The sequence below is a fragment of the Bradyrhizobium erythrophlei genome (assembly GCF_900129505.1).
GTDB lineage: Bacteria > Pseudomonadota > Alphaproteobacteria > Rhizobiales > Xanthobacteraceae > Bradyrhizobium > Bradyrhizobium erythrophlei_D.
Genome location: NZ_LT670818.1, coordinates 8,046,819 through 8,065,596 on the forward strand (window position 1 = coordinate 8,046,819; position 18,778 = coordinate 8,065,596).

Genomic DNA, 18,778 nt, shown 5'->3' on the forward strand with positions numbered 1-18,778 from the left:
CCTAGCGCCCTGGGTCGCTCTTGCCGGCGAGCACGCGGTCGAGCCCGTAGAAACGGTCGAGCAGAATAAGGGCGGTCATGGTGATCGCGATCACGCAGGCCGACACGGATGTCACCAGCGGATCGATGTTGTCCTGGATGTAGAGGAACATGCGAACGGGCAGCGTCTCGGTGCCGGGCGCGGCCAGAAACACGGTCATGGTCAGGTCGTCGAAGGACTGTATGAAGGCGAGCGCCCAACCGCTGATGACACCCGGCAGGATCAGAGGCAAGGTTACGCGGCGGAACAGCGTCCAGCCGCCGGCGCCGAGCGAAACCGCGGCCATCTCGACCGAGCGGTCCATGCCGGTTGCGGCCGCCAGCGTCAGCCGCAGTGCGAACGGAAACACCACCACTACGTGAGCGACCAGCAGCGCCGGGAAGCTGCCGCCCATGCCGAGCGCCGTGAAAAAGCGCAGGAAGGCGATACCGAGCACGACATGCGGAATCATCAGCGGCGAGAGGAACAGTGCCGCGAGCGCCTCGCGGCCGCGGAAGCTGTAGCGCGCGATCGCAAGCGCTGCCGGCACCGCGAACAGGAGCGCCACGAATGAGGACAGCGCACCCAACCCGAGACTCACCCAGAAGGCGTGGACGAACTCGGGATAGTTCGCGATCGCCCTGAACCAGCGCAGCGAGAAATGGGTGGTCGGCATCGACAAATAACCCTCAGGCGTGAACGCGACGAGGCAGACCACCAGGATCGGCGCCAGCATGGCGACGACGAAGATCGTATGAAAGAGAAGCGCGAGCGGGCCGTTCGTCCTCATCGGAACACCTCGGCATAGCGTCGCTCGATCAGCGCGTTGCTGCCGACGACGATCAGCACGAGCGCCAGCAGCAGCAGCACCGCCACCGCCGCGCCGAGCGGCCAGTTCAGCGTATTGAGAAACTCGTCATAGGCCAGCGTCGCCGCGACCTTGAGCCGGCGGCCGCCGATGATGGCGGGCGTCGCGAAAGCGCTTGCTGACAGCGAGAACACGATGATCGCGCCCGACAATACGCCCGGCATGATCTGCGGCAGCACGATGCGGCGGATGATGGTGAGCGGGTTGGCGCCGAGCGACATGGCGGCGTTCTCGATCTGCGGGTCGACGCGCTGCAGCGCGGCCCAGACCGACAGCACCATGAACGGCATCATCACGTGTGCGAGTGCGACAACCATGCCGGTCTCGGTGAACATGAAGCGCAGGGGCGAGGCGATCAGCCCGAGTGACATCAGGAGCTTGTTGACGAGGCCATTGTTGCCGCCGAACAAAAGCGCCCAGCCGAGCGTGCGCGCCACCACCGAGATCAGCAGCGGACCGAGGATCACGAGCAGGAAGAAGCTCTTCCAGCGTCCGCTCATGCGGTTGAGGATGTAGGCCTCCGGCGCGCCGAGCATGGCCGTGATCAGCGTCACGAGCAGCGCGATGCGGAAGGTCCGCCAGAACATCTCGGCATAATAGGGATCGGTCGCGATCTCGCGCCAGTTCTTCAGGATGAAGACCGGCTCGATGCCCTTGTACTGGCCCCAGTCGTGGAACGAGAGCATCACCGTCATGGCGAGCGGAATCACCAGGACGCCGAAGAACAGCATCAGCGCGGGCGCGGACAGCGCCCACGCCGCGCGTGCATCGCGCGTGTCCGCCGCCGGTGCTGCGCTCGCCGGAACGTTGTCGATGGCCGCGCTCATGCGGGGGCTCCGGCGCCACGCAGACTCATATCCTCCGGCCGCCAGACGAGGCGGACGGCCTCGCCCTCCGCGGGCTGCGGCTGGCCGTCGTTTTGACGGATCACGATCGCGGGGCCGCATTCGCTCTCGCACTGAAACAACCAATGATTGCCCTGGAAAATGCGGGTGACGATCTTCGCCGCGAGGCCCGTGCTACCGAAGCCAATCCGCTCCGGGCGAATGCTGACCGTCACCGGACCTGCGAGGCCACCCGGTGCAGGCGCGCTCCAGGAGCCGGCGACCAGCCGCGCCGGAGCGGCGGCCCGGTCGATGGTCGCGGCGAAATCGTTGGTCTTGCCGAGGAACTGCGCCACAAAGGCGGAAGCCGGCCGCTCGTAGGTCTCCTGCGGCGTGCCGATCTGCTCGATGCGGCCCTGGCTCATCACCACGATGCGGTCGGACAGCGACATCGCCTCGTTCTGGTCGTGGGTGACGAGGATCGTCGTGGTGCCGAGATTGCGCTGGATCTGGCGCAGCTCGATCTGCATCCCCTCGCGCAGCTTGGCGTCGAGGTTCGACAGCGGCTCGTCGAGGAGCAGCACGCTCGGCCGAATCACGAGCGCCCGGGCAAGTGCGACGCGCTGCTGCTGACCGCCCGACATACGGCGCGGATAGCGCTCCTCGTAACCGGCAAGCCCAACCATGGCCAGTACGGAGCGGACGCGCTCCGCACGCTCGGCTCGCGGCACACGCCGCATCTCCAAGCCAAAAGAAACGTTCTCGGCCGCGGTCATATGGGGGAACAGCGCATAGCTCTGAAACACGATGCCGAGGCCGCGCCTGGCCGGCTGCACCGCGGTCAGGTCACGCCCCTCGAGCCGGATTGCGCCGCGCGAGGGATCGAGGAAGCCCGCGATCATCTGCAGCGTCGTGGTCTTTCCGCAGCCGGACGGACCGAGGAAGGAGACGAACTCCCCTTTGCCGACCGCGAGACTGAAGTCATCGACGACTGTCTGCGGGCCAAACTGTTTCCCGACACGGTCGAGTTCGAGAAAGGGCATGGATGTGCTTCCGGGTGCTGCTGTGGCAGGGGTCGATGGAGGGCTTACGACGGCGCGCAGAGACATCGCCGAAACCCGCCGGGCCTCAAAGCTCAGCGCTCGACCTCGCGATTCCACCGCTTGGTCCACTCCTCGCGCTTGTCGTTGATGATGCTCCAGTCAGCCGTATAGAGCTTCGCTGCGCGCTCGCCGATCGGCGCCATCTTGCCGAGTTCCGGCGGCACCACGACCGACTTCAGCACCGGGCCATAGCCGTAATCCTTCAGCATCACGAGCTGCAGTTTCGGTTCGAGCAGCGTCTTGATGAAGGCCGAGGCGAGCGGCGATGCGTTGGGCTTGGTGATCGGACAAGCGGTCGTCAGCAGCGTCGCTGCGCCTTCCTTGGGATAGACGAAGTCGACGGGGAAGCCGGTGTTGGCGAAGCTCTGGACGCGGCCGGAGCCCCACACCGCCAGCACCGCCTGGCCGGACTGGAACAGCTCGGTCATCTTGCCGGGCGAAGGCTCATAGGCCAGCACGTTTGGATTGATCTCGTTCTTGAAGATCTTGAAGCCGGCATCGACGTCGGATTCGCTGCCACCGTTCATCCGGGCGAGCATCAGCAACGCATGCAGGCCGTAAGTGTTGTTGATGGGCGGGATCACCAGCTGCTTCTGGTACTTCGGATCCTTGAGATCATTCCAGGAGGTCGGGGGCGCCCAGCCCTTCTCCGCGAAGACCCTGGTGTTGTACATCAAGCCGGTTGCGACCAGGCCAATGCCCACCGCGCGGTCGTCCTTGAAGCGTGCGGCCTCGTAGAGATCGGGAGGCACACCGTCGATGTTGCCGCAGAAGCCGAGCTGGATCGCCTGGTACATCGGACCGTCGTCGACGATGGCCACGTCGATCTGCTGATTGCCCTTTTGGGCCTGCAACTTGGCAAGCGTGTCGGTCGAATTGCCGGCGACGTATTCGACCTTGACGCCGTGGGCCTGCTCGAAGGCCGGCATCACCTCGTCGCGGATCGTCTTCTCGAAGGAGCCGCCGTAGCCCGCGACATAGAGCGTCTTCTGCTGCGCCAAAACCGCTGACGGGGCTAAGGCGAGCGCCGCGATGCTGACCACTGCCGCAAGGCCGAGATGTTTCATATCGATCGATCTCCAATACCGTTTGCACCCGGAGCGCATTCTCGGGCCGCCTCGCGCCCTCCGAACGAGGCACGCCCGCCCGTTGGTCATTATCGTCCGCTTGAGATTTTGGTCTTTACCGCCTCGCTCCGACCGGCTCCGCCCAAAAAACTGGCTAAATCCAGCCTTGATGAAAAAGATCGCAGTTAACACTTTTGTCGTCCAATTAATAATGGCACGCTCCACATGCCGAAATGTTATGGATGGGAACGGGGCATGGTTCGGATTAATTCGCGGCAGGTCGAAGCCTTCCGCGCGATGATGCTGACAGGCAGCGTGACAGACGCGGCGAAGCTGATGGCTGTGACGCAGCCGGCCGTAAGCCGGCTGCTGCGCGATTTCCAGGCGCTACTCAAAATGGAGCTATTCGAAAGACGCGGCAGCGGCCTGGCACCGACGGCATCCGCAACTGCGCTTTATATGGAAGTCGAGCGGTCTTTCGTGGGGCTCGAACGCATCGCGGCAGCGGCCGAAGAGATCCGCGGCCGCCGGACCGGTACGCTACGGATCGCGGCCCTGCCGGCGCTGTCCAACGGCTACCTGCCGCGGCTCGCAGGCGGTTTCCTGAAGGAGCGGCCGAACCTCAATTTGTCGTTTTTTGGCGTCATCTCGCCGCTCGTGATCGACTGGGTGCTGAACAACCAGTGCGACATCGGTTTCGCCGAGGTGCCGATCGCCCATTCCGGCCTGCCGAGCGTGCGGCTGCCGGCGCTGCCGCGCGTTGCAGTTCTGCCCGCCGGCCATCGGCTTGCAGCCAAGGCGACGCTGGAGCCACGCGATTTCGAGGGCGAGGCTTTTGTATCGCTGTCGGCGGGATCGACCAGTCGCCATCTGATCGACCAGGCCTTCAACCGCGATGACGTTCGCCGCGTCCTGCGGGTCGAGGCCAACCTGTCGGAGATCATGTGCGGGATGGTGTCGTCGGGACTCGGCGTGGCGATCTGCGATCCCTTCACGGCGCAGGAGTTCGAGGGCCGAGGCGTCGTCGTGCGCCGCTTCCTGCCGCGGATCGATTTCGAATTCGCCGCCGTTTTTCCAGCGCAGCGCAGTCCCTCGCCGGTGGCTTTGGACCTGGTGGAGGTTATGCAACAGGCGTTAAGCGAACTGAGCGGGCGGCCTGTGGGTCAAAACTGATGGCGGTGGTGGCCGATACCGACGGATGCCAAGGCTTCGGAGCTCGCGCCCAACGCCCGCCTTCGCCCTGCGGGCTTCGGCGCGGCAGCCTTGCTCGCTTCGCGAGCGAAGGCTGGTGGGGAAGGAAGGACTCGAACCTTCGAAGCCATGAGGCGGCTGATTTACAGTCAGCTCCCTTTGCCACTCGGGACACTTCCCCTCTCAACAGCGTCATTGGCCCACCCGCTGAAATGGCGGCAGGAAGGCCGTGGATGACGCTGAAACGCGGGGGCCCGATAACGGGCGCCCGGTCGGCGCGTTTATGGGCGAAGCCGCCCTCCAAAGTCAACCAAGGCCGGCCGCTAAAACGGGCCGCCGAGGGGCTCAAATTGCCATTATTCGGAACCCGTGACAGAAGCTTGCCATGAGCGATCGCGAGCGGAAACAGCATTTTGGGCGCAGCGGCGGCAAAGGCCGGGAAAAGCAGCGCGAATCCGGCCGCCGGCCGGCCTGGCGCGGCCGCGAGGCTAGTCCCGACGGCCCGGTGATTCTCTACGGCTGGCATACCGTGGCTGCGGCCTTGGCCAATCCGCAGCGGCACATCCGCAAGCTGATGCTGACCGAGAACGCCGCGCGGCGGCTGGCGGACGAAAATATCGCGATTCCGCTCACCCCGGAAATCGTCCGGCCTGCCCTGATCGACCAGCGGCTCGGCCCGGACGCGGTGCATCAGGGGCTGTTGGCGGAAGCCGATCCCCTGCCCTCGCCCGACATCGAAGACCTGCCCGAGACCGGCATCGTGCTGGTGCTCGACCAGATCACCGATCCGCACAATGTCGGCGCGATCCTGCGCTCGGCGGCGGCGTTCGCGGTCAAGGCCATCGTCACCACGGCGCGCCACTCGCCGGAGGCAACCGGGGTGCTGGCAAAGTCCGCCTCGGGCGCGCTGGAGCTGGTGCCGCTGGTCACGGTGCAAAACCTTGCCCGCGCCCTCACCGAAATGAATGACCGGGGCTTTCTGACCGTCGGCCTCGACAGCCAGGGCGGCGAAAATCTCGGCAGCGTGGCGTTGCGGCAGCCTTTGGCGCTGGTGCTCGGCGCCGAGGGCAAGGGCCTGCGGCAGTTGACGCGCGAAACCTGCGGCGTGGTGGCGCGGCTCGACATGCCCGGCGAGATCAAGAGCCTCAACGTCTCCAATGCCGCGGTGCTGGCGCTCTACATCGGCGCCAGCCGGCTCGGACTGATGGGATAACTCGAAACGCCAAGGAAAGAAAAGATATGAGAAAAATCATCGCCCGCTCGCGGGATGCGAGCGGGCGATGATGTCTCGAGTTAAGCCTTTTAGGCGCTGAGATCAATAATAGCGGCGGAGCACATGCTCGCGATAGCCGTAGTAGTGGTGCGGCATGCCTTAGTGCATGCTGTGATGAGCGTAGCCGTAGCGGTAGCCCGGATGCGTCGAATAGCCGTAGCCGTGATGACGGTAATAGGGGTGAGCCCGGTGGCCGTAGACGCGCGGACCGTAGGCGCCTTCATAATAGGTCGGACGAGGCGCGAAATCGCCGGGGCCGGTATAGGTCGGGCCCTGGTTCACGTAGTAATACTGGTGCCGCATCAGGGCGGCATAATACTGTGTCTCCGGCTCGACCAGCCGCTCATAGCCCCAGCCGCGGCCGCAGGTGTTGCAGCCGGAATAGACCGGCGCCGGGGGAACGTAGACCGGCGGCTGGTAAACTTGAGGCTGCGCGCACGGCTCGACATAAGCCTGTCCGCACGGCGAGCACGAACCCTGGAACAGCCCGCCTCCGCACGCCATCGCGGGCGCAGCCCCAGCAACCATCACGGCGAACGCCGCTACCAATCCTGAAATCGTCTGACGCATTATACCCTCTCCTGTGGCCGTTTTTTCGTTGGCATAACTCTAGCGTGGAACTCTGCGGGGCTTTCGATGCCCGGGATCCCAGTGCGGGCCTGCCGGGTCCCCGGGTATGCCGAGGTCGCCGCCCTGCGGAGCGAGAATGACCGGCGGCGGATAGAAGGGAACCTGCGGCTGCGGCGCCTGTGGGGTCGAATGCGCCGACCATGAATCGTGGTAGCTCTCCGCCGGCTGCGGCAGCTTGCGGTTGGCGGGCGGTTCGATTTCGAGGCGGCCATAGCCCGGCAGGTGCCCGCTGCTCGGATAATAATGGCCGACATTCGGCAAGGGATCGACGTAGCGCCCGCCATAGACAGTCGGCGTTACATGCGTGTTCTTGCTGAGGCCCCAATCGCCCTCGACGACCGCATAGGAGGCGTCGATGCCGTTGATGATGATGGGAACCCCGGGGCGGCCGGGAATGACCAGAACGGGCGCGGTGTCGGCCCAAGCCGCAGCGGTCGCTCCGATCAAAATGGCCAGTGCCAGCCCAGTACGCATTGTTGCAGGTCCCGATTACTCCGGACAACCTATCCGAAGGGGCCAGCCCAGAGGTTAAAGGGGTAGGCCAAAGTTCGGGTAAGCCTAACGCACAAGCGTTTATGCCCGCTCAATTGCCGATAATCGCGCTCAGGAAATGTTAACGGCGGGCGCCGGATCGAGCTCTACGCAAACACCGTCGCGACGATGGTGCGCACGCCGATCGACATCGTGATCACGCCGACCGCGCCCTGCAGTCCGCCATTGGCCCAGGTCAGCCAGCGCGCGGAGACCGCGAGCGGCACCGCAATCGCCGCCGAGAGCGCGCCCATCCCGACCATCGAGCCGATCCCGAACAGCGCGACATAGCCGAGTCCGGCCACCGCGCTGGAGGCCTGCGATACCGCCAGCACCAACAGCGCCGCGGAGCCGGCCATGCCGTGCATCAATCCCACCAGCAGCGTGCGCCAGCGGAAACCGTGCGCATGGGCGTGGGCGGCGCGGGCATGCGGCACGGTTTCGCCGGCATGGCTGTGGGCGTGGACATGCACGGTGCCGTCGCCATGGCCGTGGGCATGAAAGTGAATGCGGTCGCGCCACAGCCGCCACAGCACATGCGCCCCGAGGCCGACCAGCATGATGCCGACGGCGGTCTCGAGCGGCTGCGCGAAATGTTCGGGGATGGCGTGCCCGAGCAGGATGGCGACACCGGCGAAGGCGAACAGGGTGAGGGTATGCCCGAGCCCCCAGGTCAGACCGTGCTTGACGATGTCGGAGATGTCGGTGCGGCGGGCGGCGATCGAGGACACCGCCGCGACATGGTCGGCCTCGAGCGCGTGCTGCATGCCGAGCAGAAATCCAAGCCCCAGAATTCCAAACATGTGTGCCCTGTTCTTTACCGCTCATCATTGCGAGGGAGCGAAAGCGACGAAGCAATCCGCTCTTTCTTTGTGCCGGGAAATGGATTGCTTCGCGGAGTTTATCATCGGGCGGCGCTACGCGCCGACCCGTTGGCTCGCAATGATGTTACACCAATGACTGCCTTTGCAATATTCAGGCCTGACCCGTCAGGTATGAAAGGCCTCCTCAAACAGGCCGCGCATCGATGCCCAGGAGCGGCGGTCGGCCGTCTCGTTGTAGAGCGCGGCGCGCATGATCGAACCATCCGCCGTCGGATTGGTAAACCGTGCAGCGTGTTGCCGTAACTGACGACCTGCCAGTCCTGGACCCCGGCGCTGCGCATTTCTTCCTCGAATGCCCGGATATGTTCCGGCGGCGCCAGCGGATCGTCTGCGCCGGTGCAGACCAGCACGCGGGCCGTCAGCTTGCCGCGCACCGCCGGCATCTGGTTGGTGAGCACGCCGTGAAAGCTGACGACGGCCGCAAGATCGGCGCCGTCGCGCGCAAGCTCGAGGGCCACCGAGCCGCCGAAGCAGAAACCGATCGCGCCCAGCCTGCTTGTATCGACCTGCGGCAGCGCGGCGAGCGTCACCAACGCGGCACGCGCACGCGCGCGCAGGGTTTGCAGATCGTTGCGAAGGCCGCCGACCAGATGGGTCGCTTCCTGCAGACTGTGCGCCTGCCGGCGGTCGCCGAACATGTCGGCGGCGAACGCGACATAGCCAAGTTCCGCCAGCTTGCGCGCCCGCGCGATCGCAAAGTCGCCCAGTCCCAGCCCCTCGTGAAACACCAGCACGCCCGGCCGCGGGTCCCCGGCGGTTTCGTCGAAGGCGAGATGCCCCCGCAACGTGACTGCCTCGCTGCGGTAATCGATGTCCTGATCATGCATTGCGAAAATCGCCGGGTTTCAAAACAGCTGGAACCGGAACTTCCCACCGCTGCGCGGCGCGCACAAGGCCGGATCCGGAACATCGCAAAAAGCGAGAAGCGGCGGCGCCATCACATCTGTTTGAATCCTGCGTGAGGAACGTTTGGAACGTCCTCAGTTGCCGGCGCTTAGCCTTTGGATTGGATTACAGCAAGGGAGAAACGCATGACGAAATTCGCACTTCTTGCTACGGCCGCCATGGTTCTTTCATCCGCGCTGGCGGGACCCGCGATGGCGCAGCGGGTGATCGACAATCCCGGCCGTTGCGCTCATCCAAACGCCAATTGCCAGAACCTGGGGCCGGGAAATCCCTATACCAGCAACGGTGATCAGCGGCGGATGGCCTATCGCCATGGTGTCGACAGAAACCGCGCCGCCAACGGGAACGACAACACCTGGAACAATGGCTGGCACGACAGCTGGAACGACAACCGCCGCCACGATTCCGGCTTCTTGCCGGGCGATGCCGCGGCCGGCGTCGTAGGCGGCGCGATCGGCACCGCCGGCGCCATCGCCACAGCCCCCTTCCGCAACGATGCCTACGCCTATGACAACAGCGGCCGCTATGACAACAGCGGCTGGGACACTCGCAGCTACGCCGAGCGCAACGGCTTCGTTTGCCAGCCCGGCAAATGGTTCAAGGGCGAGGACGGCCGTCGGCATCTCTGCCGATAAGCCCTTTGCGTAACGAAAACGAATAAGGCGGCTGCGAGGCCGCCTTTTTTCCTGCGGGGCCGGGATTGCCCTCGGAGGTTCTGGCCCTTTGCCGGCAAGTCTGGTATTCGACCGGCCGCAAGATCGGCGGAATCGCGGGCTCGATTTCGACCATGCCTGATCTCTGCAATATGCCGGTTTAGCTCAGCGGTAGAGCAGCGGTTTTGTAAACCGAAGGTCGGGAGTTCAATCCTCTCAACCGGCACCACCAGTTTAGCCGACACTGAGTTCTTCACTATGGGGCCTGCCTTAGTCCCCGGCTTTGCCATGCCCGCCGCCGTAGCAGCCCCACCGGGCCCGCCAATCAAAGCTGTCAGGCGACCCCGGGTTTCGAGCCGGTACGGCTCCCCCGGCTTCCTAGCCATCACCACGACGCTATCTATAAGCTCTCGAAAACTGGCGGCGACTTGCGCGTCTATATGGCCTCCCGACCCTGAAATCTGCTCCAAGTTCTGCTTAAAGCGCTTGATCGCTGTCGGATGAAAATCGATGGACACGACCAGTGCATCCGCAGATTCCAGTTCGCGTTGTAGCCGGGCTTTTTCCGAGCGCTGAAGTTGCAGCAGCGATGCTATCTCTTCGGGCTCCAGAGTGCCCTTTTCAACGGCCCCAATTAGATTCTCTATACCCCGCTGGCACGTCGCAATCTGAGCGGTGATCTTTACCTTATCGCGGCGCGCGTCTGCCGAGAGCGCACGCCGTTCAGCCAAACGCTCGACTCCCATAAAGAGGAATCAAAATTGGCCAAGAAGAAAACAGCAGTTCGTCGCGCGTGGTCGAAGGAAGACTATCGGGTGCTAAAAACAATGGCCCGAGACAAACAGGGCGTGAAGAAAATCGCCAAGGCATTGAAGCGTTCGCCCGGCGCTACGAGCGTGATGGCTGCCACGCATGGGATATCGCTGAGCACACGGGGGTAATGGACACATTTTAATCCAAGGGTCTGTTGAGATTCACCTGGAATGAATGACGGCGGTGGCGAGGTAGATCATCGCCTCGAAACTGCTGTCTGTCTTGTCGCATCGCATTGCTACGCGCTTGAATTCCTTCAGCTTGCCGAAGAAGTTCTCGATCAGGTGGCGCCATTTGTAAATGTCCTTGTCGATGTCGAGAGGCTTGGCGCGCCTTTGATGCTGCGAGATTACGACCTTCGCCTTGCGCTCGTTCATGTCTTCGATGATCCAATTGGAATCAAAAGCCTTGTCAGCGATCAAGCCCCCGAATTCGAGGTCCTTGATCAGGGGCGCGACGCCGACGGTGTCAAAGCGATGGCCGGGGAGCAGGATGAACCGCACCAGGTTCCCAAGCGCGTCGGTCAGCGCGAGGATTTTGGTGGTCCAGCCGCCCTTCGACTTGCCGATGGCCTGATTTTTGGTCCCCCTTTTGCTCCCTGCGCGTGGCGGTGAACTTTGACGATTGTCGCGTCGACCATGGCAAACTCCATATCCGGATCATCCGATGCGGCATCGAAAATCCGCTTGAAAACGCCGGCCTTCACCCAATCGCGATAGCGCTTGAACACCGTATTCCAGTTGCCGAACGTCGGCGGCAAATCTCTCCATGGGCTGCCCGTGCGCGCGATCCAAAGCACAGCTTCGAGAAACAAACGGTTGTCACCCCCTGTGCGGCCAGGGTCCGTGGCCTTGCCCAAACAAAGCGGCTCCATCTTCGCCCATTGAGCGTCCGTCAAAACGAATCGGTGCATTCCAAACTCCTTTCGGAGCTTGAATCACGGCCATTCCAATCTGTGAATCCTGAATCTCAACAGACCCCAGCCCAAACCTGAATTATTTGTCACTAACTGACTAATTTGTCACTAGATGCCAGCCATCGCTCGCATTATTGCGACGCGATGGTTTACTTCTTTCACATCGTTGGTGGTTCAGAACTGTATCCCGATGAACTGGGACGTCGTCTGCCCACGCTTGAATCCGCAAAACGTCACGCTAAGGTCCTTGCTGACGAATTGAGGACGGGCGGCGACTTCTTCGGATCAAGTTTCGTTCGCGTCGTTGATGAGCACGGCAATACAGTCTTCGAATGCCCGGTATCGTGCCAATAAGCAAAAGAGCCAGAGGAAGGTACTAGAAATATTTGTCGACAGGATCGTGGGCGTCTTCGTCGTCAGGCAAGGCCACCTTGCTGGAGTCGGTTGGTGTTGCGCCCATTTGGCCGAGACATAGCCGAAGAAGGTTGAGGCCGTTCACGCTTACTTCGTCACCGCCAATAAGCTTGCCGCGAATCTCCGAAGCGATACCAGACTAATGCCTGGTGCAAGTGGTTCAACCAAGGCAACTCATCAGAGAAAGTTTTCCACGCTTCGATCTGATGCTTCTTGACCATCCATTTCGGTGGGCTACCGAGCGGCCCTTTTGATTTTGGTTCGCGGCGGTCTTTGAAACGGCTCGCGTGATTCTTGTCTTGACCTGTAACTTTCGCTTTGGCCAACGGCGTGCGTCGGCGGAGCATAATTGGAGTCCTTAAACTGTTTAATCTATCGATATTTCTGAAAAACTTGGAATTGGCTTTTTGCGTACGGTGGGACCATGCGGTTTTTGCTCCTACCACACTGCACCTCTTACATGCCCCCCTATGGGGTAGATTTTCTAGCAGATGGATTGTAAGTTGGGAGCGATACTTGCCGTAGACCCCTCGCTGGCCTGCCCGTTGTTACTTAACCAGCGCGCAGCCAGCGGATTAGGGCATTCGTCGCCGTTTGCGCAGCAAAAAGCCGCAGGCATTTACGCACTGCGGCTGACCGGGTTCGAAAATTGAATGTTTAAGAATGCCTACCCAGCCCCGGGTGAGAAAAGTTAAGGGCACGCTGCGGACCGCGTAAATTGAAATGCGCGGTTCCGATGCAGGAACAAAGCTCCTGTTGCCGCGTGGCCACAGAAACCGTGAGGCCACCGCGATTCCTAAAGGAACGATTTCCTTCCTGCTCGCTTACATGTCCGTGCCATTATCCAGCCCCCATGGCACGCCCCAACGACGGCCTCAGTTGCTCCCCCCGCACTGAGGCCGTTTCTTTGGGAATGCCCTGCCCTATCGGCGCTTTGACCTAGGGCGCGTCGGGATTATGGATTTCCCTGATTCGGACTAGATTCCGAAGCTAATGATTTCAACGGGATGCTGTCGGCTGGACTGAGTGAAGCACTCAACCGGCACCATTCTCGGACGAAGTTCGATCCACTCCGCACCTTGCCGCACGAGACGCGACTCAGTACCGGCGACCGGTTCGATCGTAGCACGAACAACGGCTGATCTTCGGTTGATCGCGGGCAGGTTGTATGATTGGTTCCCCGCCCATGCTCAGTTCAAACCAGCCGCAAATTTCCGTGCCTGAACCACCCCGCAGCCTTCAGGCCGCGGCTGCTCGGCTTGCCATCGGGCTCGGACGCTTTCCGCTCTTCGCCATCGTGTGCCTGGGTCTCGCGCTGCGTTGCCTTTGGTGGCTGAAATATCCGGACATCAATTCGCCGGATGCGACTGTTTACCTCAAGGAAGCGGACATTCTGTTCGCTACCGGCACGATGAAAACCATCGTTTATATGCCGCTCTACCCCCTCCTCATTCACATCGCCGGCGCAAACGGAGTCATCGTTCTTCAGATCGTCCTTTCGACGATCTCAATCTATCTCGGATACCGGATCGCCTCCGATATCTGGCGCAGGCAGTCTGCCGGGCTGGTCGCCGCCGCCATGATGGCGGTCCATCCGATGCTGATTTATTACAGTACTTTCCGGCTGACAGAGACGGTCTTCATTTTTCTGCTGCTGTCGGGTCTCGTTGCGCTCTATCGAAACCACGTCCTCGCCGCCGCACTCGCATTCACGCTCGCCAACCTGACGCGGCCCTCGCTGGATCTCTTTTTCCCGGTGATTATCGCCGCAGCCACGTTCGCGACGCAAAGCAGCCCTTCCGTTCGCGAAATCGGAAGACGTCTCGGCATATACGCTCTCGTCTACGTCGCGCTGATGTCGCCGTGGTGGTTGCACAATTACACGAAATACCACCGCTTCGTCCGTCTCGATCTGGCCGGGGGCATCACGATGATTTTGGAAAACAACGAACAATTCGAGCAATACGGGCTCGACTGGTCGAAATACGCGCCTTGGGCGCCGTTCGCGCATATCACCGATCCGGTGGAGCAAGACGAGGCGATGCGATCAGCGGCACTCGATTATATTCGGACCCATCCTTTGGCGTGGCTGCGCGGCGACGTCGATCGTGCAGAACGGTTCTTTACCCCCAGCGACCTCAACTACAGCAAGCTGCAGCGGATTGTTTCCGACGTGGTGGTGACGATCATGCTGATCGGCGCGTTGTTGTCGCTCACCTACTCCAGGATTCGCTGGAGGGTTCTTCTGCCGCTCTGGCTTCCGATCATCTTCCTCACGGCAATTCATCTTTCGTTTCACGCCACGGCGCGCTATCGCTTGCCGCTCGATCCGCTTCTGATCGCTTTGGCAAGTGGTGTCCTTGCTCGCGGGCAGTCGCCGAAGGATTTCATATCCGATAGACTGGTTTGGCGAGGCATCGGTTTGCGCCGGGCATGAATTCGCGCCTTGGGATCAACAGTTTTCGATCCGACTATATAATTCTTGTCAACCTGCCTGATTGTTTGGAGTCGAGATGGCCCGGCCTTGACGTCGCCCGCTGCGCGTTTCGACCGCACGCTCCTTGCCGCCATACTCGTTCTTGCGATCATCCTTAGGCTGACCGCCGCATATCTTCTGCCCGACCAGAATTTTCCCGATGCCGTCGGCTATCGGCAGGCCGGGCGCGACTTATGGTCGTCGGGTATGCTAGGCACACCCTACTGGATGCCGCTTTATCCGGCGCTGGTAGGGTTGACCGGAGCAGGCTGGGGACAATTGGCGCTGGACATCGCATTGTCCACATCTGCGGTTTGGTTGATACATCGCATTGTCCTGGCGGTGTTTGCTGATGAAGCAGCGGCGCTGTTGGCCGCTTTTATGATTGCGATCTATCCCTACTTCATTTTCTACGCGGTCGTCGGACTGAGCGAGAGCCTGTTCATCGCGCTGCTGCTCGGCGCATTTTTGTGCTGGTATCGTGGCTCGTTCGGCATTGCCGCTGTCCTCATCGTGCTTTCAATTCTCACACGGCCATCCATCGAACTACTGGTTCCGTTTCTCATATTGTATTTTGCGGTGGTCATTCATCGACTACCGACTATGTCGGTTGTCCGTAACCTCTTTGTCTATTCGATCGTTTACATTGCGCTCATGTCGCCCTGGTGGATGCACAATTATCGCGCCTACGGCAGCTTTGTCCGGCTCGATCTTGCCTCAGGCTTTGTATTTTATTCCGGCAACAATCCGCTTAACCGAACCGGCGGCGGCATCGCCGGGCAGGACTTCGACGAGAAGTTTCTGGATGGTGTCGCTGATCCGGTTGCCCGTGACCGGGCAATGTGGAACGCAGGCATGTCCTACGTTGCCGAAAACCCGCAACGTTTCCTTGAACTCGCTCGTCTCAAGTTCCTGCGGTTCTGGCGGCTGTGGCCCTACGTGCAAGACTATGCAACTCATCTTTATGTGGTCGCCTCACTTATAAGCTTCGTTCCGGTGCTGATTCTTTCCGCTATTTATCTCATCGTTTGGGGATGGCGGGAACACACCCGAATAGCGCCGATACTCGCCTGGGGAGCTTACCTGACGCTAATTCACATGATCTTCATCGGCTCATTGCGTTATCGACTTCCGCTCGAGCCCTTTATGATCATGTTTGCTGCTGTAGCGACCATGCGGCTCGGCCGATTGGCACTGAGCCGTTATGAAAGCGGCTCAAAAAATTACTAAGCCGGACCCCGCGTTTCCATGAAACGAAAATCGCCACCCGAGCCAACGACATGGAACGGCAAGGGTCAGCCGGCGCCGCTGGCCCGGCTGCCAGCGACATCGTGCGGGCGATTCCCCAGAGCTAGTCTTGCCGACGTTCGACCGACCGGCGCTCCCGGTCCCGCGATGGTCTCCTCCGGCGTGTTACAACCGTAACGAAGCTCTTCGCCGGCGACACCGAGTTGCAACATGGCGCCTGCATCGTCCGCGGCTGAGGCCCGGGGACATCCTGCTCGAGGTTCGTATCGTGGCCGGAATTCAGAGCGGTCGACGACCATTTGGCGTTGATCGACGCCAGCGTTGCATCGGCCCTTCAGCGGGCCGCGCATGACAGGGATCGAGGGTACCGAGAGGTGAACCTTTTATCACGGCTATTCGTCCTGGTGGCGGTAGCTTTGCTGCCGGCGATCGCGATCCAGGCCTATAACGAGTTCGAATTGCGGGCGGCGCGCCAGGTCGAGCTGCAGAACCAGGCATTGAGCCTGGCCAAGCTCGCCGCAGCGGAACAGCAGCAGATCGTTCAGGGAATCCATCAGGTCCTTGTCGCGCTCTCGGAACTTCCCGCAATCAAGGCGCGCGACAGCAACGCTTGCAATGCCTACCTTGCCACGATGAAGCAGCGGTTTCCGGGCTTCCTGACCTTCCTCGTGGCTGACCTCAATGGCCGGACCTTCTGCGACAGCAACACCGAGCATCGCGTTGTCGACATCTCCGCGCGGGCCTACTTTAACAACACGCTGAAGACCCAGGCATTTACCGTCGGGGAATTCTCGGTCGGCCTGTCGGTGCCGCAGAACGTGATTCAGTTTGCGCTGCCGTTCTACGGCGACGATGACCGCCTTGACGGCGTCATCATTGCGGCTCTCAGCCTCGATTGGCTCGCCCGCTATATTGCCGAGAAGGGCGTTCCGGAGGGAGCCGCACTCGTCATCACGGATCGCAACGGAACGTGCCTCGCCCGCTCCCCCCATAACAGCCGGTTCGTCGGCAAGAAAATGGCCGCCGACGAATACCTGAAACTCGACCATGGCACCGCGGCCGAGATCCTCGACCTCGACGGTGTGGCGCGGATTGTCGGCTTCGCCCCCATGGGGCCTGATTCCGGAGGACTTCTCGTCAGCTATGGCCTCGACAAGGCCCAGGCGTTCAAGACGATCCAGCACGGTACGCGGCGCGACATTTTCCTTATCGTGCTGAGCGCGGCGCTTGTATTGCTGCTGACGTCGTTGGGCGCCCGACGCTTCATCCATCGGCCGCTCGGCCTGCTGGTCGATGCCGCGAACCAATGGCGGCGCGGCGAATTCGCCCAACGTGTGAATATTCGGGAAAAGTCCGAGATCGGCCGGGTCGCCGACGCATTCAACATCATGGCCGATGCGCTGGAGCACCGCGAGCACGAACTATATGCGGCAAAGGAGAAGGCCGAGGATGCCGCGGCCCGGATCACGACGATTTTCGAGAGCACGACCGACAGCGTGCTCATCATCGATAAGGACTGGCGCGTCAGCTACGTCAATGAACGGGCCAGCATGCAGCTCTCCAGAGGACGCGACGTCATTGGTATGGACGTCTCGGAGGCGTTCGAGGACGCGGCCGACACGGAAGCGCTCAGGTTGCTTCGGGCGGCGATGCTGGATGGGCGCCCGGCCTCGTTCGAAGCGCTCTGCGCTCAGCGCCAAATCTGGTACTCGCTCAATGCGTTCCCCTCCGACCAGGGCATCGCTGTCTACTTCCGGGATATTACCGAGCACAAATACGCCGTGGAGGCACGACGCCTCGCCGAGGAGCAACTCCACCAGAGCCAGAAGATGGAGGCGGTGGGTCAGCTCACCGGAGGCGTCGCTCACGACTTCAACAACATACTTGCGGTGATATCCGGAAACCTGGAGCTCATCGAGGACATGGCGGGCCGCAGCAGGGTCCGGCAGTTCGCCGCGACCGCGCGCCGGGCCGCCGATCGGGGAGCAAAAATCACCGCCCAGCTTCTGTCCTTTTCCCGGCAGCAAAGATTGAACCCGGAACTGGTCAACGCCAATGCGCGCCTTGCGGAATTCGAGGGGCTGATCCGCCAGGCGGTCGGAGCAAAGTGCGAGGTGAGACTGCGAAGCGGAGAGCGGCTGTGGCTGTGCCTTGTCGATCCGGCGCTGCTGGAAGTCGCCCTTCTCAACCTCGTGCTCAATGCGCGCGACGCCATGCCGGATGGCGGCATCCTCGAGATCGAGACGCAGAATGTCGTTCTGGATGAATGCGCCGTCGCCGGAAACGCGTCCGGACGGTATGTCAGGCTGTCCGTCAAGGATACCGGCTGCGGGATGACGCCCGAAGTACGCGACCGGATCTTCGAGCCCTTCTACACGACCAAGGGGACCGGCAAGGGTACCGGGCTCGGCCTCAGCATGGTCTACGGCTTTGCCCGACAATCCGGAGGGCACGTTACCGTCGAGAGCACGCCGGCAGTGGGGACCACAATGAGCCTGTACCTGCCTGCAGCCACGCGAAAGCCGAATGCCCCGGCGAAAGCCGTTCAAGACCTGGACAACGTCCCGGCAGGATCCGAGCGCATCCTGCTCGTCGAGGACAATGAGGACATTCTGGAGGTGACATCGGGGATGCTGACTAAGCTCGGCTACCGCGTGCGTTCCGCGCCGAACGGTGCGGAGGCCATCCGGATGCTCGAGAAATGCCAGAATTTCGACCTCCTGCTCAGCGATATCGTGATGCCGGGCGGAATCAGTGGTGTCGAGCTTGCCCACGAAGCGAGGCGACTGCGCAAGGGCATCAAGATCCTGCTCACCTCGGGCTACGCCGGGGATGTATTGGAACGACACCGTTCGTTGGAACAGTTTCCGTTCATCCGCAAGCCGTTCCGGCGGGCAGACCTGGCGCAGCGCCTGCGATCGATCCTGCACGAATCCGAAAGCCCCTGATCCCACCGTCTTTGC

The 18,778-nt window shown here is 61.7% G+C and carries 18 protein-coding genes and 2 tRNA genes; 9 read left to right on the forward strand and 11 right to left on the reverse strand.

The window, feature by feature from the left end:
- Position 1 precedes the first annotated feature (1 nt).
- The 4 genes from B5525_RS37930 to B5525_RS37945 form a co-directional block, all read right to left on the reverse strand.
- Positions 2-808, reverse strand: coding sequence for an ABC transporter permease (locus tag B5525_RS37930; protein WP_079571178.1), 807 nt, complete (start codon positions 806-808; stop codon positions 2-4).
- Positions 805-1,713 (reverse strand): ABC transporter permease, encoded by a 909-nt coding sequence (locus tag B5525_RS37935; protein ID WP_079571180.1) that lies wholly within the window; start codon positions 1,711-1,713, stop codon positions 805-807. Before B5525_RS37935 ends, B5525_RS37930 begins: the two co-directional genes overlap by 4 nt.
- Positions 1,710-2,753, reverse strand: coding sequence for an ABC transporter ATP-binding protein (locus B5525_RS37940; protein WP_079571181.1), 1,044 nt, complete (start codon positions 2,751-2,753; stop codon positions 1,710-1,712). Before B5525_RS37940 ends, B5525_RS37935 begins: the two co-directional genes overlap by 4 nt.
- A 92-nt stretch (positions 2,754-2,845) precedes the next feature.
- On the reverse strand, positions 2,846-3,880 hold the full coding sequence (locus tag B5525_RS37945) for an ABC transporter substrate-binding protein (protein WP_079571183.1): 1,035 nt from the start codon (positions 3,878-3,880) through the stop codon (positions 2,846-2,848).
- 255 nt (positions 3,881-4,135) lie between these two features.
- Here B5525_RS37945 and B5525_RS37950 point away from each other — a divergent pair, with 255 nt between their 5' ends.
- Complete coding sequence (locus B5525_RS37950; RefSeq protein WP_079571184.1) at positions 4,136-5,053, forward strand: LysR substrate-binding domain-containing protein; 918 nt, start codon at positions 4,136-4,138, stop codon at positions 5,051-5,053.
- A gap of 113 nt (positions 5,054-5,166) precedes the next feature.
- On the opposite strand, the gene B5525_RS37955 is transcribed toward B5525_RS37950, so the two are convergent.
- A tRNA-Tyr gene (locus tag B5525_RS37955) sits at positions 5,167-5,252 on the reverse strand.
- A 204-nt stretch (positions 5,253-5,456) separates the two neighbouring features.
- Here B5525_RS37955 and rlmB point away from each other — a divergent pair.
- A complete protein-coding gene (gene rlmB / locus B5525_RS37960; RefSeq protein WP_079571186.1) occupies positions 5,457-6,284 on the forward strand; it encodes a 23S rRNA (guanosine(2251)-2'-O)-methyltransferase RlmB in 828 nt (275 codons plus the stop codon).
- A 159-nt stretch (positions 6,285-6,443) separates the two neighbouring features.
- On the opposite strand, the gene B5525_RS37965 is transcribed toward rlmB, so the two are convergent.
- The 4 genes from B5525_RS37965 to B5525_RS37980 form a co-directional block, all read right to left on the reverse strand.
- Positions 6,444-6,914 carry a hypothetical protein gene (locus B5525_RS37965; protein ID WP_079571187.1) on the reverse strand — a complete coding sequence of 157 codons (471 nt, stop codon included), beginning with the start codon at positions 6,912-6,914 and terminating at the stop codon, positions 6,444-6,446.
- 39 nt (positions 6,915-6,953) lie between these two features.
- A complete protein-coding gene (locus tag B5525_RS37970; RefSeq protein ID WP_079571189.1) occupies positions 6,954-7,448 on the reverse strand; it encodes a hypothetical protein in 495 nt (164 codons plus the stop codon).
- Between the two features lie 164 nt (positions 7,449-7,612).
- Positions 7,613-8,308: an urease accessory protein gene (locus tag B5525_RS37975; protein ID WP_079571190.1), complete on the reverse strand. Its 696-nt coding sequence runs from the start codon at positions 8,306-8,308 to the stop codon at positions 7,613-7,615.
- A gap of 101 nt (positions 8,309-8,409) precedes the next feature.
- A complete protein-coding gene (locus tag B5525_RS37980) occupies positions 8,410-9,216 on the reverse strand; it encodes a dienelactone hydrolase family protein (RefSeq protein ID WP_079571192.1) in 807 nt (268 codons plus the stop codon).
- A 204-nt stretch (positions 9,217-9,420) separates the two neighbouring features.
- Between B5525_RS37980 and B5525_RS37985 the strand changes: the two genes are divergently transcribed.
- The 3 genes from B5525_RS37985 to B5525_RS37995 all read left to right on the forward strand — a co-directional run bounded on the left by B5525_RS37985 (position 9,421) and on the right by B5525_RS37995 (position 10,889).
- Positions 9,421-9,930: a hypothetical protein gene (locus tag B5525_RS37985; protein WP_079571193.1), complete on the forward strand. Its 510-nt coding sequence runs from the start codon at positions 9,421-9,423 to the stop codon at positions 9,928-9,930.
- A 172-nt stretch (positions 9,931-10,102) separates the two neighbouring features.
- Positions 10,103-10,177, forward strand: a tRNA-Thr gene (locus B5525_RS37990).
- 532 nt (positions 10,178-10,709) lie between these two features.
- A complete protein-coding gene (locus tag B5525_RS37995) occupies positions 10,710-10,889 on the forward strand; it encodes a hypothetical protein (protein WP_079571194.1) in 180 nt (59 codons plus the stop codon).
- Between the two features lie 33 nt (positions 10,890-10,922).
- On the opposite strand, the gene B5525_RS38000 is transcribed toward B5525_RS37995, so the two are convergent.
- Positions 10,923-11,674, reverse strand: a protein-coding gene (locus B5525_RS38000; RefSeq protein ID WP_154073696.1) for an IS5 family transposase whose coding sequence is annotated in 2 segments (ribosomal slippage) — positions 10,923-11,338 and positions 11,338-11,674 — 753 coding nt in all. Because the reading frame shifts where the segments join, the coding sequence is not laid out codon by codon here.
- 147 nt (positions 11,675-11,821) lie between these two features.
- Here B5525_RS38000 and B5525_RS48085 point away from each other — a divergent pair.
- Positions 11,822-12,031, forward strand: a complete 210-nt coding sequence (locus B5525_RS48085; protein ID WP_425305235.1) for a DUF6894 family protein — start codon at positions 11,822-11,824, stop codon at positions 12,029-12,031.
- A 155-nt stretch (positions 12,032-12,186) separates the two neighbouring features.
- Here the strand turns inward: B5525_RS48085 and B5525_RS38005 are convergent, their stop codons facing one another.
- Positions 12,187-12,438 carry a hypothetical protein gene (locus tag B5525_RS38005; RefSeq protein ID WP_244567721.1) on the reverse strand — a complete coding sequence of 84 codons (252 nt, stop codon included), beginning with the start codon at positions 12,436-12,438 and terminating at the stop codon, positions 12,187-12,189.
- Positions 12,439-13,307: 869 nt separating this feature from the next.
- On the opposite strand from B5525_RS38005, the gene B5525_RS38010 reads away from it, so the two are divergent.
- The 3 genes from B5525_RS38010 (at position 13,308) to B5525_RS38020 (ending at position 18,763) form a co-directional block, all read left to right on the forward strand.
- Positions 13,308-14,528, forward strand: coding sequence for a phospholipid carrier-dependent glycosyltransferase (locus B5525_RS38010; RefSeq protein ID WP_172900053.1), 1,221 nt, complete (start codon positions 13,308-13,310; stop codon positions 14,526-14,528).
- Positions 14,529-14,615: 87 nt separating this feature from the next.
- A complete protein-coding gene (locus B5525_RS38015) occupies positions 14,616-15,797 on the forward strand; it encodes a hypothetical protein (protein WP_079571197.1) in 1,182 nt (393 codons plus the stop codon).
- 422 nt (positions 15,798-16,219) lie between these two features.
- Positions 16,220-18,763, forward strand: a complete 2,544-nt coding sequence (locus B5525_RS38020; protein ID WP_244568118.1) for an ATP-binding protein — start codon at positions 16,220-16,222, stop codon at positions 18,761-18,763.
- The last annotated feature ends 15 nt before the right edge of the window (positions 18,764-18,778 follow it).

Bases quoted from the DNA above. Each gene is read 5' to 3' on its own strand.
- B5525_RS37965 (WP_079571187.1), bottom strand. From the start codon at position 6,914: ATGCGTCAGACGATTTCAGGATTGGTAGCGGCGTTCGCCGTGATGGTT.
- B5525_RS37930 (WP_079571178.1), bottom strand. From the start codon at position 808: ATGAGGACGAACGGCCCGCTCGCGCTTCTCTTTCATACGATCTTCGTC.
- B5525_RS48085 (WP_425305235.1), top strand. From the start codon at position 11,822: ATGGTTTACTTCTTTCACATCGTTGGTGGTTCAGAACTGTATCCCGAT.
- B5525_RS38005 (WP_244567721.1), bottom strand. From the start codon at position 12,438: ATGCTCCGCCGACGCACGCCGTTGGCCAAAGCGAAAGTTACAGGTCAA.
- B5525_RS37975 (WP_079571190.1), bottom strand. From the start codon at position 8,308: ATGTTTGGAATTCTGGGGCTTGGATTTCTGCTCGGCATGCAGCACGCG.
- B5525_RS37985 (WP_079571193.1), top strand. From the start codon at position 9,421: ATGACGAAATTCGCACTTCTTGCTACGGCCGCCATGGTTCTTTCATCC.
- B5525_RS37970 (WP_079571189.1), bottom strand. From the start codon at position 7,448: ATGCGTACTGGGCTGGCACTGGCCATTTTGATCGGAGCGACCGCTGCG.
- B5525_RS37940 (WP_079571181.1), bottom strand. From the start codon at position 2,753: ATGCCCTTTCTCGAACTCGACCGTGTCGGGAAACAGTTTGGCCCGCAG.
- B5525_RS37935 (WP_079571180.1), bottom strand. From the start codon at position 1,713: ATGAGCGCGGCCATCGACAACGTTCCGGCGAGCGCAGCACCGGCGGCG.
- B5525_RS37980 (WP_079571192.1), bottom strand. From the start codon at position 9,216: ATGCATGATCAGGACATCGATTACCGCAGCGAGGCAGTCACGTTGCGG.
- B5525_RS37945 (WP_079571183.1), bottom strand. From the start codon at position 3,880: ATGAAACATCTCGGCCTTGCGGCAGTGGTCAGCATCGCGGCGCTCGCC.
- rlmB (WP_079571186.1), top strand. From the start codon at position 5,457: ATGAGCGATCGCGAGCGGAAACAGCATTTTGGGCGCAGCGGCGGCAAA.
- B5525_RS37950 (WP_079571184.1), top strand. From the start codon at position 4,136: ATGGTTCGGATTAATTCGCGGCAGGTCGAAGCCTTCCGCGCGATGATG.